Annotated in this window: 14 protein-coding genes; 4 read left to right on the forward strand and 10 right to left on the reverse strand. The window is 34.9% G+C overall.

The annotated features are described in order from the left end of the window. Positions 1–5: 5 nt before the first annotated feature. Entirely contained in the window at positions 6–3,080 is a 3,075-nt protein-coding gene (locus C0T34_RS02105) for a DUF2339 domain-containing protein (protein ID WP_109849633.1), read from the reverse strand. Between the two features lie 206 nt (positions 3,081–3,286). On the opposite strand from C0T34_RS02105, the gene glpX reads away from it, so the two are divergent. After that, positions 3,287–4,267: a class II fructose-bisphosphatase gene (gene glpX, locus C0T34_RS02110; RefSeq protein WP_109849634.1), complete on the forward strand. Its 981-nt coding sequence runs from the start codon at positions 3,287–3,289 to the stop codon at positions 4,265–4,267. A 107-nt stretch (positions 4,268–4,374) separates the two neighbouring features. On the opposite strand, the gene C0T34_RS02115 is transcribed toward glpX, so the two are convergent. From C0T34_RS02115 to C0T34_RS02130, 4 genes are all read right to left on the reverse strand, one after another. Next, complete coding sequence (locus C0T34_RS02115; RefSeq protein WP_109849635.1) at positions 4,375–5,406, reverse strand: methylphosphonate esterase; 1,032 nt, start codon at positions 5,404–5,406, stop codon at positions 4,375–4,377. A gap of 10 nt (positions 5,407–5,416) precedes the next feature. Further along, positions 5,417–6,373: a DMT family transporter gene (locus C0T34_RS02120; protein WP_098942535.1), complete on the reverse strand. Its 957-nt coding sequence runs from the start codon at positions 6,371–6,373 to the stop codon at positions 5,417–5,419. Positions 6,374–6,503: 130 nt separating this feature from the next. Further along, positions 6,504–7,241, reverse strand: coding sequence for a glutamine amidotransferase (locus C0T34_RS02125; RefSeq protein ID WP_098942534.1), 738 nt, complete (start codon positions 7,239–7,241; stop codon positions 6,504–6,506). 27 nt (positions 7,242–7,268) lie between these two features. Next, a complete protein-coding gene (locus C0T34_RS02130; RefSeq protein WP_098942533.1) occupies positions 7,269–8,489 on the reverse strand; it encodes a PfkB family carbohydrate kinase in 1,221 nt (406 codons plus the stop codon). 956 nt (positions 8,490–9,445) lie between these two features. Here C0T34_RS02130 and C0T34_RS02135 point away from each other — a divergent pair. After that, a complete protein-coding gene (locus C0T34_RS02135; protein WP_109849636.1) occupies positions 9,446–9,937 on the forward strand; it encodes a DUF4822 domain-containing protein in 492 nt (163 codons plus the stop codon). A 143-nt stretch (positions 9,938–10,080) separates the two neighbouring features. Here the strand turns inward: C0T34_RS02135 and C0T34_RS02140 are convergent, their stop codons facing one another. From C0T34_RS02140 to C0T34_RS02150, 3 genes are all read right to left on the reverse strand, one after another. Continuing rightward, on the reverse strand, positions 10,081–11,217 hold the full coding sequence (locus tag C0T34_RS02140; protein WP_109849637.1) for an AAA family ATPase: 1,137 nt from the start codon (positions 11,215–11,217) through the stop codon (positions 10,081–10,083). Beyond that, a complete protein-coding gene (locus C0T34_RS02145; RefSeq protein WP_098942530.1) occupies positions 11,214–11,918 on the reverse strand; it encodes an RNA ligase family protein in 705 nt (234 codons plus the stop codon). Before C0T34_RS02145 ends, C0T34_RS02140 begins: the two co-directional genes overlap by 4 nt. Before the next feature lie 249 nt (positions 11,919–12,167). Further along, complete coding sequence (locus C0T34_RS02150) at positions 12,168–12,476, reverse strand: YiiX/YebB-like N1pC/P60 family cysteine hydrolase (RefSeq protein WP_109849638.1); 309 nt, start codon at positions 12,474–12,476, stop codon at positions 12,168–12,170. Between the two features lie 565 nt (positions 12,477–13,041). On the opposite strand from C0T34_RS02150, the gene C0T34_RS02155 reads away from it, so the two are divergent. Together C0T34_RS02155 and C0T34_RS02160 are read left to right on the forward strand one after the other, a co-directional pair. After that, a complete protein-coding gene (locus C0T34_RS02155; RefSeq protein WP_098942528.1) occupies positions 13,042–13,299 on the forward strand; it encodes a hypothetical protein in 258 nt (85 codons plus the stop codon). A gap of 110 nt (positions 13,300–13,409) precedes the next feature. After that, on the forward strand, positions 13,410–14,102 hold the full coding sequence (locus C0T34_RS02160; RefSeq protein WP_098942527.1) for a helix-turn-helix transcriptional regulator: 693 nt from the start codon (positions 13,410–13,412) through the stop codon (positions 14,100–14,102). A gap of 21 nt (positions 14,103–14,123) precedes the next feature. On the opposite strand, the gene C0T34_RS02165 is transcribed toward C0T34_RS02160, so the two are convergent. Both C0T34_RS02165 and C0T34_RS02170 read right to left on the reverse strand, forming a co-directional pair. Next, positions 14,124–14,750 (reverse strand): ATP-binding cassette domain-containing protein, encoded by a 627-nt coding sequence (locus C0T34_RS02165; RefSeq protein WP_109849639.1) that lies wholly within the window; start codon positions 14,748–14,750, stop codon positions 14,124–14,126. Continuing rightward, positions 14,744–15,520, reverse strand: coding sequence for an ABC transporter permease (locus tag C0T34_RS02170; protein ID WP_098942525.1), 777 nt, complete (start codon positions 15,518–15,520; stop codon positions 14,744–14,746). Before C0T34_RS02170 ends, C0T34_RS02165 begins: the two co-directional genes overlap by 7 nt. Between the last annotated feature and the right edge of the window lie 54 nt (positions 15,521–15,574).

Here is a 15,574-nt window from a genome sequence, read left to right on the forward strand (position 1 = left end):
ATGACTTACACACTTGTATTGTTAGTTTGTTTTTTCGGCGGTAATGGTGAGAAATACCCGATTAATAAAATCAATATTGCAACACCAATAAAAGCCAATGCTCTCAGCAATCCACTACTTAATGATGTATCAATTAGGAAGAGTTTAGCGATAACCACAGCCAATAGTACACCACCAATAAACCATTGTGAGCGTGACTTCTTACGTGTCGCCATTACCATAGTCACTAATGCCGTAATCGCCCAAATAATGGCTAATACTGTTTGGATCACTTTGGAATTAATGATTGCATAACTCGACCAATCAATATTTGTTGCAAAGACTAATCCTCTTAATAAAATACCGTTTGCCCACCAGAAAATCATAGCAGGAATAATGTAATTAAATACTGGTAAGTTATTTTGCAATAATGCTTGATACTTAGGTGACTGTTTTATTACTGAAATAAATTTATAGCCAACCCATATTCCAACAATACCCATTAGATCCATCAAGTTAAATAATGGAATAAATTTAATCCCACTTTCAGTACCGTTATTAAAGTTCGCAAAGATTAAAGAAAGTGCCAGTAATCCTAAAACCGGTAAAGTAACTAACCAATAGGTATTCTGATACTCTTTTATCCAATTAACTCTCACTGCTAACATATAGCTTATTGCAATAAATAAACTTATAGCAAGAATAACGCTTGCAAAATGTAAGCTCACATAAAGGTACGTAACATCCAGCAACCAAATAATTTCAGTAAATAAGAAAATACCAATAAAGACAAGATGCATGCTATGGATAAACGCTTTATTGATCCTCTGTTTCGGCAATAACGTATTTACTTTAAGCAAGTAGAAGCCACTTGCAAAAATTGCAACCCAGATAATCGCACTTAACCAATTATCAATTAGCGAACCTGCAAGATAGGTGTACACCAACATAATAAGTGCTGACATCGGCCATAATAAAATAGAGCAACTTGCCAACTCAGAAAATTGGGTTTTCTTACCCGCAAAGAACATGCCCCAACAACTAATAAGAATAAATGCAAAGGTAATAGATTTTACCTCCGGGTAGAGCCAATATTCACCATACTCTTGTAAAAGTAAAACGCTATATCCCCAACTTACAACAGAGATAAATAGTGCTACATATCCAATAGTTTGATTATCAATATTAGTAAATTTAGCTCGATACCACAGTACTGCAACAGCAAATACAGCGATTACTTGTATTACGATCATTAGCCAATCACCTAACAAGGTAACAGGCAAGTTGAACAATAAAACAAAGGAAACTGCAGCTAAAAGAGTCCCTGCAATAGCGGGTTTCTTTTGCTGCTGTAAAACAGAAAATGCAAGGATCATCACCCCTTCAATTGCCCATACAATCGATGTCCATTCAGCAGAGAATGCAAATGGTACAGCTAAAGTGGCAAAAGTAGCCGAGAGCATAAAGAAAGCAATCGCCAGTAATTTACCCTCTTCACGATAACGCTTAAGCACAAGCCAACTTAGTGCGAAATATGCTAATCCATAAAGTGATGAAGCAATAGCAACACCATATTCCCACTCTGAGGCTAATCGATGTTGGAAGATAAAACCAATTAATGGTGTGCCAAATAATAATGTGGCATCAAAAGAAATATTAAGTTTCAGTTTATTTTTTAATGTTGAAAGTTCCGTTGCGACACCAAAAATCAACCAGTTTGCAATTAAAAACAGCTGGCAAGGTAAATAATCGGCATGAGTGTAATTGGGTATTGCCCATATAAAACCAATACCAAAAGTAAAAGCAAAACCAATAAGATTTAATAAACGCCAAACTTGCCAATGACTGATAATAAGAATGCCAATTGAAAGGATAAGATAATAGCTAAACAATCCAACGTAATTGTTATCACCAGTAGATAATAAAATAGGGGCTAAATAACCGCCAAGCGAGGCTAATATGGCTAAACTAATGGCTCGATGAATAACTGCCAAACTTACACTGACCAAGCAGATAAACACCATAATCGCGAGAGCAATACCAATAGGAATAAATTCATAAATTTTAGTTGCGGCAAAAATAGTAATGTAAAGCCCACCAATGCCACCACCTTGCAAAATTAATGCATATATCAAGTTTTTCTTTCTAAGCCACCAGCCAATACCTAATAAGGTCAAGCATCCTGTTCCAGCCATCATTAAACGTGTTGATGCTGAGATAAGCTCGTTCTCAATACTGTATTTAAGTAAATAAGACAGACCAAAAAAGAGCAATAGCATTCCTATTTTAGCCAGCGGATTTCCTGTTACTACCCAATTCCAAATAAGTCCCAAAATCGATTTTTGTTGACGTTTTGGGTGAGGATTTAAATTAGGTCTATATTGCGATGCAGGTCTATTTACTTGAGGTGTAGCATTTCCTAAATGACCTGTTTCAGATCCCGCAAGGCTAGCATTTTCCGCATTTGCCCTATTTTCCGCACGCGGTTCTGATACAGGTTCAATAGATGTTTGTTTCGCTTCTTTTTGATAATGATGAGCAAAACGGCTTGTTGCTATCTTAGGTTGATAAGACGCCGACTCTTTAGGTGTAGGAACTGTTGGTATTTCAGGTTTATTCAAGTGTTTGTTTTCAAGGTTAATATCATTAACTATAGAAGACTGAACAACTGAATTTTCTTCTTTAGGAGAAACTTTATTAAATGTTGTTTCTTGTGGTGTTTGGGCATGTTGATATACAAGCGCTTCTTTATTTTCCGCCTTATTTTGCACATGCTCTCTTGTGTTAATAGACTCAACTGTTTTAGGGTCAACGGTTTTGGGTTGATAAGTTGAAGCGGTTGAAACTGTTGGTTGAGGTTCTCTTTTTATATCATGAGATAAATCCTTAACTTCGCTTTTCTGAGCGTCAAGCTCGGTGCGAATATCCACAGTTTTGTCTTTATTTAATAACTTAAATAATTTCTCTTGTTGCTCAGTAAGTTTTTCTTCAAGCTGTTTAATTCGATACAGCAATGAATTGCTATTTGTATAAGAGTGGTATTGCCAATACAAAGATACCACGACAAATATTGTAACGATGAGCGCCAAAAAGTCGTCCATAAACCTAATCCTTTTGCGTTAAGCATCACATGGTTTTAATCTCTTAACCTTAGTTATACTTTAATTTTCACAGATTTATCTTAGTTTATTCCTAAATAATCTATTTCGAGAACTCTTGATTTAAACCTAGCACATAATTTCGAAAAAAAGGTATGATCGGTAACCTATCTTAATCTTCCATTTATATCGCAAAACACACTCATAATATGAAATTAAATGACGAATTAACTAATGCTATCGCTTCTGTAACAGAAGCAGCAGCTATTGCAGCAATGCCTTGGATTGGAAAACAAAATAAAAACGCAGCAGACGATGCGGCAGTCAGTGCCATGCGTGAACGTTTAAATAGCCTAAATATCAATGGTGAAATTGTCATTGGTGAAGGTGAAATAGATGAAGCACCTATGCTTTATATTGGCGAAAAAGTCGGTAATGGGAAAGGTGATAAAATAGAAATTGCTGTTGACCCAATTGACGGTACTCGTATGGTGGCAACAGGTGAAAATAATTCCCTAGCAATTTTAGCTGCTGGCTTTGAAGGCGGTTTTTTACAAGCTCCCGACATGTATATGGAAAAATTAATTGTTGGTAAGCAAGCTGCCGGCGTAATTGATCTTAACCATTGTCTTGAATATAACCTTGATGCTATTGCACAAACATTAAATAAATCTATTGAGCAATTAACTCTCGCTATTTTAGATAAACCACGTCACCACGATATTATTAAAGATCTACGCGCTAAAGGCATTAATGTTATTACACTTCCTGATGGTGATGTTTTAGCCTCTTTATATGCCACAATGCCTAATAACAGTATTGATGTTATGTACGGCATTGGTGGAGCACCTGAAGGCGTTATTAGTGCTGCGATTGCTAAGGCATTAGGCGGTGATATGCAAGCTCGTTTAATTACTCGTGATATTGCAAAAGGAAATAGCGCAGAAAATAGAGAATATGCCGTCTCTGAAGTTGCTCGTTGTCATAAAATGGGGACTGATGTAAATATCAAATTGTCATTAGATACATTAGTACGTAACCAAGATGTTATGTTTGCAGCAACCGCAATTACTGCTGGTGATTTCTTATCGGGTGTTAATCAACAAACTCAATACCTACAAACACACTCTTTAGTGATTAATGGTTCAACACATTCATTACGTTATATTGAGAATTACCATTTACGTTAATACCTCAATTTGTCTTTCTTTCCTTGAGACATAAAAAAAGCGACACTCGATTAAAGTGTCGCTAAATTTATTTCAAGGGGTATATTTATTATTTATTCACTTCAGATTTAAGCCAATAAATTGGCTGGATTCTCAACACATAATTTTTTGATAATAGATTTATCAATACCACGTTGAGCCAATAATGAAAGAAATACATTAGGAACAAAGCCCCAACCATTCCCTCCATTTTTTGCCCACATCTGTTTTAAGAACACATCATGGCTTAATACGATTTGGCTACCATAACCTCTTTCAATTAAGGTTGCGACAGCTTCTACAGTATCCATAACACTTGGTGCAGCCCCTTCTTTAGGGAAAGAGATATCGAGGCCAATCATATCGAACTCAAGCCAAACACCACGATCTAACATTTTACATTGATAATCAATATCTTTGCCTGATGGATCAGAGTGTGCCAATGAAATCTTAGCGGGATTACATCCCATTTCAGTTAATAGAATATCTAAAACTTCATCACCACGGCGCTGCCAACCCGGCATATGAATATTCATCGATGCATGAGGATTACTATTTTGTGCAATAGCTGCTGCTCTTAGGCTATTTTTCTCACCATCAGTAAAGAAGGGAGAAACACCAATTTCACCAATCATACCTGCACGAATATCAGTACCATCGATACCTATATTCAATTCATCATCAATGATTTTTGCCATTGCATCAATATCATCAGCCAGTCGTTCTCCTTCAAATTTCTCAATATAAAGCCCGGAAGAAGCCACTACGTTAATGCCTGTTATCTCTGCAACTTGTTTTAGTTTTCTAATATCACGTCCAATAGATGAAGAGCCAGTTGCATCAACAATTGTTCTTCCACCTAACTCTTTGAAGTTATTTAATTCAAAAATAACATCTTCGATTGGTTTCTTATCCATATTATCGCAGCAGCAATATGGATCGTATTTAAGGCCCCACTGAATATCTGCACTCACTTTTTTATCAACTAACACATGCGAGAATTCATAAAAAGGTTCATCAACAACACCTGAGAGATCATTAAAGAGGTGTTCATGGGGCAATGTTAGCCCCATATCTTCTTTTTTCACGGGGCCAGTTACGGTTTGAATATAACCTTTCATTACGATACTCCTACGCTTTTACTGACTTAGTGGCTCTGAATTCAGGGATTGTGGTTACAATCGCACCTACTAGCGCAAATAATGTACCGATGATTGTCACTAAATAAACGGTATTGCCTAATGAAGGTAATAATAAGTCAATTAATACAGAACCTAATAATTGACCCGCTGTTGAAGCAACACCTAACATCAGTAAGCCTAAACCACGAACTAAAATAGCCATTAATGCGATAGACATGAGTCCTAAAGGACCGCCTAAATACATCCACCAAGTACCTGGTAATTCAAGAGTGATATGACCTAATGCCATACGAACAATAAGAGCAATGGTTAAAACAGTGAAGCCAACAATAAAGTTCCAAGTGATAGACACCATCATAGAACCGGTTGCTTCTGCAACTTTAGAGTTACCTGCTGGCTGCCAACCGGCTAATAAACCTGCAAGGAAAGGTAAGATTGCTAAATAGATAAATGAGGTTGAATGCCATTGTGGAGAAACCACAAATAAAGTTGCAACAACGGCTAATACTGCACCTAATACACGATATGGCGTGAAATATTTTTTCTCATCAACACCAACACCAAAGCGGTCACACAATAAGCCTGATAATAAGAGTGCTGAGATTAATGCTGTTTGGAATGTTGCAATCCCTAATGCGCTTGCAGAAGCCCCTTCAGAGAAAACAACCATTGCACCACAAAGACCCGCAAACCAGTTCCATAATGGAATTTTGCGCGTTTTAATTAAACTTGGAATTGAAGCAAATTGCTGGCGATACTGTTTTTTCGACATGATGATAAAAAACATCACCACTAAACCACTGGCAAAAGAGATAACTGCGCTCGCGTTACCATCTTTTAAAACATGCCCTAACTGCCCATTCACCGCAGACTGCATTGGTGATAGCATACCTGCTAACACAGTTGCTAACATCAGCAATGGTGTTGATAAATTTTTTGTACTCATAAGATGTTCCTTTTGGATTATTGGCTATGAGTGATTTCTTCTTTTATTTTTCAAGTAATCGGTTTTTTATTAGCGCAGAGCGGCAACTCTGCGCTTTTTTACTTTTTATGACAGTTATTCTTAATGCAAATTAACGGGCAATTTGTTTAAGAATGTTGACCCACATATCTGCATAATGAGGCCATGCTAAGAATTCTTTACTACCCCAGTGAGGAGAACAGTCACTCATAAAGCAGCCCGTTTTCCCTTTTTCAAATTGACCAAATACCAACAATGGATCTTCGCCAATATTCAATACAGTCTCTGTATTTTCTTTAGCTGAAACTTTGTTATAGCCGAGGAACATAGGCCATTCACCAAAACCTTTTACTGATGCATGCTGAGCATTCACAGCACTTGCAAATACACCTTCAGGCGCTTCAACACGATCGTCACCATTCAGCATTTCGACAGGCAGAACTTCTGCAAGTAATGTGTTTTTGTAGTTTGCTTTAGCTTCAATGCCCATAAATGACAGGTAACCACCAATCATTAATAAACCACCGCCATTAACTACAAACTCTTTAATTAACCCTAATGCATTAGGAATAACTTTCATGTTATAGAAAGTATCGTTTTGCAGAAGGAACGTATTTGCACCAATGTCACTAATGACAATGACATCGTATTTAGCTAATGCTTCAGCCGTTTGTGGAAATGCAACCTGAACGGTATGAGCAGGCATATAATCAACTTCAACACCCTTTTCTCTTAAGCAACTTAATAAGAACGTTGAACCTTCTTCATATTTGCTGGAAGTGAAACTGTCGTAGCCTTTGGAGTGGATCATATGAATATGCCATGACTCACCAATAAATAAGATTTTCATTTTTATTCCTCTTTCAAAAAAGATTATTTATTCAGGGGATTGGGTGACAATCTGTGAATATGTTGTTTGATTGATGCGATGCATGACATTAATATCTTCAGGCATTTCTGAAGCATTACTCGTCTCAACAGCTAATGATGAAAAAGCTGATGCATAGCGTAACGCATAAGAAAACTGCTTTCCTTTTGCCAACGAGGCAGCGAGCGCACCATTAAAAGCATCACCTGCCCCTGCTGTATTTTTTACAACTGCCGGATATGCAGGCGAGTAAATATACTTATATCCGTCATAAGCTAACGAGCCTTTACTACCCAGCGTAATAACCACCTTATTTACGCCTTGCTGATAAATAGAAACCGCAGCATTTTTTGCGGATTCTAAATCAAGTACTTCTATTCCAGATAATAAACTCGCTTCCGTTTCATTAGGTGTTAATACATCTATCATTGGAAGTAATTCATTAACTATTTTGTTATAAGGTGCCGGATTAAGAATAATAGGAATATTATTCTCATTTCCAATAGCAATAATTTCTTTTAATGCTTCAATATTTGTTTCTAATTGTAGTAAAATTATATCCGCATCAATAATTTTATCTTTCTGTATTTTCACTTCATCAGTAGAAATATCCATATTAGAACCAGAGTAAATAGAAATAATATTCTCCCCACTCTCTTCCGAAACAAAAATAGAAGCTGTTCCTGTTTGATAATTTTCAGTTTGATATATCGTTGATGTTTTTATTCTTGATGACGATATAAAATTAACTGCATAATCACTAAATTGATCAGTACCTATCTTAGTAATAAAATGTACCTGCGCATCAGCATAACTCGCAGCCAGTGCTTGGTTACAGCCTTTACCTCCTGGTGAGAAGATAAATTTATTCGATAATAAGGATTCCCCGGCTTCTGGCAATCTAGGAAGATAGCTAATCATATCAACATTAAATGAACCCAGTACGCACACCTTATTTATTGCCGTCTTGTTTGCTAAATCGTTTTTATCAATTTGATCATTACATTCTAGAAATTGTATAATTTCTTTCTTAGCTACTTTATCTAATGTTTCAAATTCTATAAAAGCGCCACCATGGCATCTTTTTATAATTCCTTTTTCTGCTAGTGTATTTAAATCTGATCGTATTGTTTCTTTGGTAACATCAAGTTCTTTAGCCAAAACAGAAACTTTTACTGCACCATTACCTTTGATCAGATTAATTATTTTCTTATGACGTTCTGCTTTCATTTAATGTTACCTCTATGGCAACAACTTTAGTTTATTAGTTGTTATGGGATTGTGATTACAATCATATGTTATTTATTAAAAGCAAAAAAAAGCAGAAATACAAAAATAAAAAACAAAAAGAAACAGAAATAAATAATGACAATCGTAAGATTATTTAATAAATAAATTTGAGGTTTATCTTTTTTTATAAAAAATAGAGTTATTAAATAACGTAACTTTAACTTATTTAGTATAAATAAATTTAATATTACTTTTTACCTATCCACAGGAAATAATATTAAAATTCCACATACAAGAATAAAATTTACTTTTATAAATAAGACATTACAAAAAAATCATTTTATATTTCTGTAAAGTAACCGTAATAATGCTTAAATAAAATACAATCTAATTGAATCGAGCAATGCATTAATTATTTTTATCATCTCTGATTTTTAGTCAGAATTTACCATCAAGGAATTCTAATCATTAAATACCAAAGAAAACGATACCCTTTTGACAAAGGACGTAAATTACTTAAGTAATGCAAAAGCAATGCTTAAAACACACTCATTTTTCATCTTTCATTTTTGTGATCTAAGTAACATTTAATTAGATAAAAAAGTCATCACCTTTGTCTATTTAGTTCACATATAAGTCAATCTTTGAGTTCATATTGTAAATCAAGAATGGTTTTTATCTATTTTCTATACCATCTATAAATATGATTTGTTTTTTTAACCACTTCATTCACAGTAATTACATCTAGAATAAGAATAAATGCAGACAATAACGCCAATAAAAATAAATATATCGATATTTTAAACCATTTATTTTTGTCAAAAAGTCTTTTTATCAGAAACATTTAGACATACTTCTTTCCTCGCACTTTGCCTATTTTATACTTAAATTTACTCATACCGTCAGACACAACATAAATTCCTGACAAAAGCACAATATAAAATAAGGATATATCAATGAAAATAAAATCACTTATCGCAATCTCATTATTAAGCGCTAGCTTTTCTCTTTTCGCTACAGAGAGTTCAACATCATCTACCAATATTCAAACTCAAGGTGTTATTCAGGCTCAAAAAGAGCTTAATGATTATGAAAAAATCATGATAGAAAAAGTTTGGGTAACGACAGATGCTATCGATGAAAAAGGTAATAAAACAACTGCAGATAATGCACAAGTAACTAATTATTTTGGCCTTGCTGAATACTACCCTAATGGCACGTTTATTATGTTTACACCTGAAGGTAAACAAAAAATGCAAGGTGACTGGTCAATCTCAGATGATGGGAAAATACGTACCTTGGTTGCGAAAGATACTGAAGGTAAAACGCTCTTCACCCGAGATGTAGAAAATATCACGGTTAAAAATGACGAGTATACTTATCGTATTTATCCAAATTCTGATGATCGTAATACCTATTTTGATATTATTCATCACGTTAAAAAATAAATTTAATGCGTTGTTTTACCTGCAAATTAATCCTACTAAATTAGTCCAGCTTAATAAATAATAAAAGGGTTACTTATTTTTATAAGTAACCCTCACTTTATTTTTATAACCTACTTGTCATTTCACTGAAATTAATCAAATTATTAAAGTATGATCTGAGATTGCCCTTCAATCCAATAAATCACTTTATGCGCTTCTTCTGGTGTGGGTACTTCCAATTTACTCAACATGCGTTCCATTACTTTAGCTGGCACAGCTTCATTTCGTGCATTATTTTGCCTCTGCCATTGCGCATAAGGAACTTCAATATAAACCAAGGTGACTTTGGCATTATAGCGATAAAATAAAGAGATAAGCTGATCTCGCATTTTTCGCGTAATATTAGTTGCATTCCAAACAAAAGGTTTATGCTCTCGTAAATAAATACGGGCTTGTTCTTTTGCTTGCTGTGCTATCCAACCATTAGCATCTCTGTTATCAGGTTTAATATTATGCTGGCGACGGAGATCATCTAAACTCACAATCGGAATATCTGCACAATGTTGGCGAATAAAGGTATCTTTTCCCATACCCGGTAATCCACATAACACCGTGACCTCACTTCCTTTTTCAGGATAAGGCTCATAATTGCAATCCGTACTATTCTCTGTATAAAAATAGTGAAAACGAGCATCATCTGAAGGAAATGGGGCGACTCTACGCCAACAATTTAACTCTTCGCAATAAAGTGTAAATAGCGCAATTTTATCAAAAAGGACCTGCTTATCTTCACAATCTCGCCCTAAAACATCAGCTTTAGCCAATAATGCTAATAAATAACAATCTACTCTTAATGATGCGGCAAGCAGTGCTTTTTTAGGATCAGGTTTATCCATCACCCACAGCGGTAATCCATGAAAACGAACTAAAGCTGCGATCTGCTCTCTATCTGCAAAATTTAAAGGTACTGTTTCATATAGAAAAAGACGCGTTGTCAATTCACCTTTACGTGCATGACCCGGTGAAACAATTCGCCCCTCTTCTTCTCGTGTTGTAGAACGTTTTTCTACATCATGAAGAAGTGCCGAGATCCATAAAATTTGCTGTTCTCTTTCAGTTAACGTTTCATATTCTGGCAATGATTTAACTGAATTAATTACTCTTTGTGTATGTATCGCCACATCACCTTCTGCATGATGAATAGGATCCTGCATAACACCTGCCATATCACTAATTTCGTCATACAGTTCACAGAGGTGTTCCCATGACATTTCAGTGTGTAATTTCTTATGAAGCATCATTGAGACTCCTGTATTTTTTCCCAAATTAAAGAGGCTCGTCGCCAATTTTTTTTCCAATGAACATCTGTTTTAACATGGTCTTTTCTAACATATTTAAAAACACGATGTGAAAAATCATCTAAAGAAAACGACTGGGTATCTCGTGTAACAATGCCTTCCATTGGGCTTGGTTTTTGCGTTAAAACATCTTGTGATTGAAAAAAACTTGCCTGCTTGGCTTGTGAAACAATCATATTTTCAAAATCAGTTTTATCCTGACATTCAGGCAGTTTAATTTCTGGCACCGTTGGCAGATCAAAAAGAGAAGCATAAAACTGCACTTCTTCCCAACTTAGCCATTTATCTTTATAACGAACTGCAAACACATAAAAATATTCTTCTAAGTGTGTATATTCAATAGAATGAATGGCATATAGATTTTCACCGAAAATATCTAACTCACCTAAATCGTTTTTCATCATTTGCCAACGTTGACGCAATTGAGATGTCCACGCTGATTGAGTCGGAGTTGCATGCGAGCGAGCAAAAACCCCCATTTTATTTAGGCAATTATTTTCTCCATCCAGTTTTTCTGTATGGATAAGTTGTTTTATTTGGCAAATATCCTGCCACCATTGCGCATTTATACGATCGTCGTTTGTTGTGCCTGGTGAAAAAGGATAGTGATAGGTTCTATCATATTTTTGTGATTGATTATTCATTATTTAATACTCATTAAGTAACAGAAGGTCTACCAAATTAAGAGAAAAATTCGGTAAGTTTATTTTTCTGTATTTGCACTATATCCTTCAGTGCCTTAATGCGTATTACATAACAACGACCTAAATAATCAAAAGAGAGAGGAAAATAAATTTAGACAGATACTACCTGTAAGTTTTCCAAAGAGCTAGAAATTTAATGTTATTTATTTTTCTTGGTTAAGTGTTATTAAGAGATAGCAAGAATAAGTGTTACTGGGGATATTGGATAATATTTTCAGAATTAATCAGATTTTCAGGAAGAATAAGTGGATTATCCGAAATAAATGGCATATCTAATTTTCGAGCACCAGTAGAAATAGAAACCTCTGCTTTTAACCATGCTGTAGCAACTAGCTCAGTGCAATAAACACCTTGCCCAAAATGAATACTAAAATTTTCACCCACTCGTTCTAATGCAGTTTGTACCGCAATCTCTCTTGCTTCTTCACTTCCTTTCACTTGGTAAAAACGAACTGAATTAGGCTTTGCTCGACTAATGAAAAATTCAAGACTATCCACAGTAACTAGTTACATAATGAAATTAATTTATTTTTTGTCCTTTATAATCAATAAATAAGAAAAAACTTATCTCTACTTTGACTTTTTATTTTCATTTTAATGAATATAATTAAGAGCAAGTATTAATAAGAATAAATTTTATTATTTTGCAACAATCTTAAAATAAAATTATTCTCTATTTATTGATGTAAGTACTTTAATTTTTGCTAAATATAATGTATTTCACCTTAATTTATCTAATTAATAAACATCATTTAAATTAATATTTCATAGAAAATATCAATTAATATTACAAATAACAATATTACAACAACCAAACAGATTAAAAAACAATTCTATTTGTTTTCATAATATGTCATAGCGTACTATTGCCTAATATTTAGGTCTTTTGCCTATAACACATTGCAAAGAAATACAAACAAACACTAGAAAAATTGTGATCACATACACCTTTTTGCATCATTAATGCTATTTAAGACAAATAGAAACTGCTTTTTTATCAACAAATAGGTAATCTAGCGGTCTGATTTTGATGACCAAACATGAATAGTTAAAAGGATATTTTATGTTTACTTCACAGCTCATGCTGGTCGGTTATGTGTTGTTGGTAAGTCCTTGTGGAAATGATTCTTGTGATGCAGTTCCTGTTACAGAAACAATTTATACTAAAGATGAATGCACAACACGACTTAACTACTTAAAACAAAAAAGACCGGACCTTATTATTTTCTGTGGAGAAGTCTTGAGAGATCCTGAAGTTACTGATGAAAACCCTTATCTCACCCCACCAGATAGTGCAGACGAGGTTTTCAAAATTAAGTAATTAATTTATTCTTAATTTTATGATTAAGATAAAATACAATTTAATTTGTTTTCTTTTTACGATATACTCTTTGTACTTGAATATGTAAGGACACGTATTAGGAGTCACTAATGTCTATTGCGAAACGTACCAAAGATAAACGCATTGCGTTAGGTTTAACACAATCAGAACTTGCTACTTTAGCAAGAACAACCCAGCAATCCATAGAACAGCTAGAAAGTGGTAAAACTAAACGTCCCCGTTTTTTACCTGAATTAGCAAAAGCACTAAATTGTGATTTAGCTTGGCTACTTGAAGGTGAAGAACAACCCAATGTGAATTCTGAAATTCCACCAGAGAATGAATGGCAACCAGTGAGTGAATGGGATAGTAATACCCCTTTAGGTGCCGATGAAGTGGAAATTCCCTATTTTAAAAGTATCGAACTCGCAGCAGGTGACGGTTGTTGTACAAACGAAGATCATAATGGATATAAATTGAGATTTTCAAAAAGCACATTACGCCGTTATGGCGCATCTTCTCAAAACGTTATTTGCTTTTCTGTTTATGGCGATAGTATGTCACCTGTTATTCCAAATGGCTCAACAGTCACCGTTGATACAGGCAACACACGTATTGTTGATGGTGGCATTTATGCTATCGAACAAGATGCCTTATTTAGAATAAAGCTGCTCTACCGTCAACCGGGCGGTAAATTGATTATACGTAGCTATAATAAAGACGAGTTTCCTGATGAATCTGCGGAAACTGATTCTGTAAAAATTATGGGACGTATTATCCATTGGTCAGTAATGGCTTGGTAATCAATAAGCAAGGCAATAATTTCATAGTATAGAATTTTCAGTAACAACTTGTCCTTTAGATAATAAAATCGTTTTATCTGCTAGCGCTCTGATTTCACGTGGCTCATGAGTAACCATGATCATTGTTATTTCCTTAGATTTTAAGGAATCAATTAAATCCCAAAACTGATAACGTGTTTCCCAATCCAAACTCGAAAAAGGTTCATCCAGTAGTAAAAGTTTGGGTTGGCTAATAAGAGCTCTAGCCAATGCGACGCGTTGTTGCTCTCCTCCTGAAATTTGATGAGGATAACGTGCTGCGAGATGTTCAATTCCCATCTGCTCTAATATCGCCGTTTCTCTCTCCTTGCTTCGTTTCTGTTTTGCACCATATTGTGCTAGCCATAAATTTTGTGTCACCGTCATAAACGGAAATAAATAAAGCCGTTGATTTAAATATCGACAAGAACGTAACCACACTGGTTGTTTATTTATATTTTTATCTGCAAGGTAGATATCACCAGAGTATGAAGTATATCCAGCAATCGCATTTAAAAGTGTTGTTTTACCACTTCCTGATGTACCACTTATTCCTAAGCATGTTCCTTTCTCTACGTTCAGCGAAACATCTTTTAATATACCCGTTGTTAATGAACGAATTTCTAGCATGATCTTTTCCTTTCTCGCTGCAAACGATGTAATGCAAATAGTAAAGTAATCGCGATAGCGATAAGAACAAGTGCACAACCTATTGCCAGGGTGAAGTCTCCGCTGGCGATATTTAAATAAATTGCCATAGGTAACGTTTCTGTTTTTAATCTTGTCGCACCAGCTAACATTAATGTAGCGCCAAATTCACCTAAAGCTCTAGAAAATGCAATGATACTTCCACTCATTAAAGCGGGCCAACATAGAGGGATCTCAATCAGGAAAAATGTTTTTGTTGGCGTTAATCCTAGATTTTGTGCAGTTTGAATATAAGCAGGATCAACAGATTTAAAAGCAGAGAGGCTATTTCTCATAATAATCGCGCTGGCAACATAAGTTTGGGCAATAATAATACCCAATGGTGAAAAGAGAGAACGAGATAATTCAGGGAGAACTCCTGCTAAAGGCCCCTGATTTCCTAACAATAATAATAATCCGATACCGATAACTAATGGAGGAGTCACCAAGGGTAAATCTAATAATGCATCAATAAAACGATGTCCTTTAAAAGGAATTCTTGCCATCGCCCATGCTGCTGGCACACCTAGGATAATAGCCAGACATAAAGAAGTTAACGCTGTACTAAGTGACATACCAATAGCAAAATGGAATTCAGGATCAGTAATAACTTGCCTCAATTCAACATAAGAAAGCTGGCATATTAGTGCAATTAGCGATCCTAAGATCAGAAATAACAACAAAAAAAGTGGAATCAATGCCCATCGAAACACGTTATTTCCTTTTTAAGATAGATATTTATTTTGCTGTAATAATGAAAAAAGCCA

The sequence above is a fragment of the Proteus sp. CA142267 genome (assembly GCF_003336825.1).
GTDB classification, from domain to species: Bacteria; Pseudomonadota; Gammaproteobacteria; order Enterobacterales; family Enterobacteriaceae; genus Proteus; species Proteus terrae.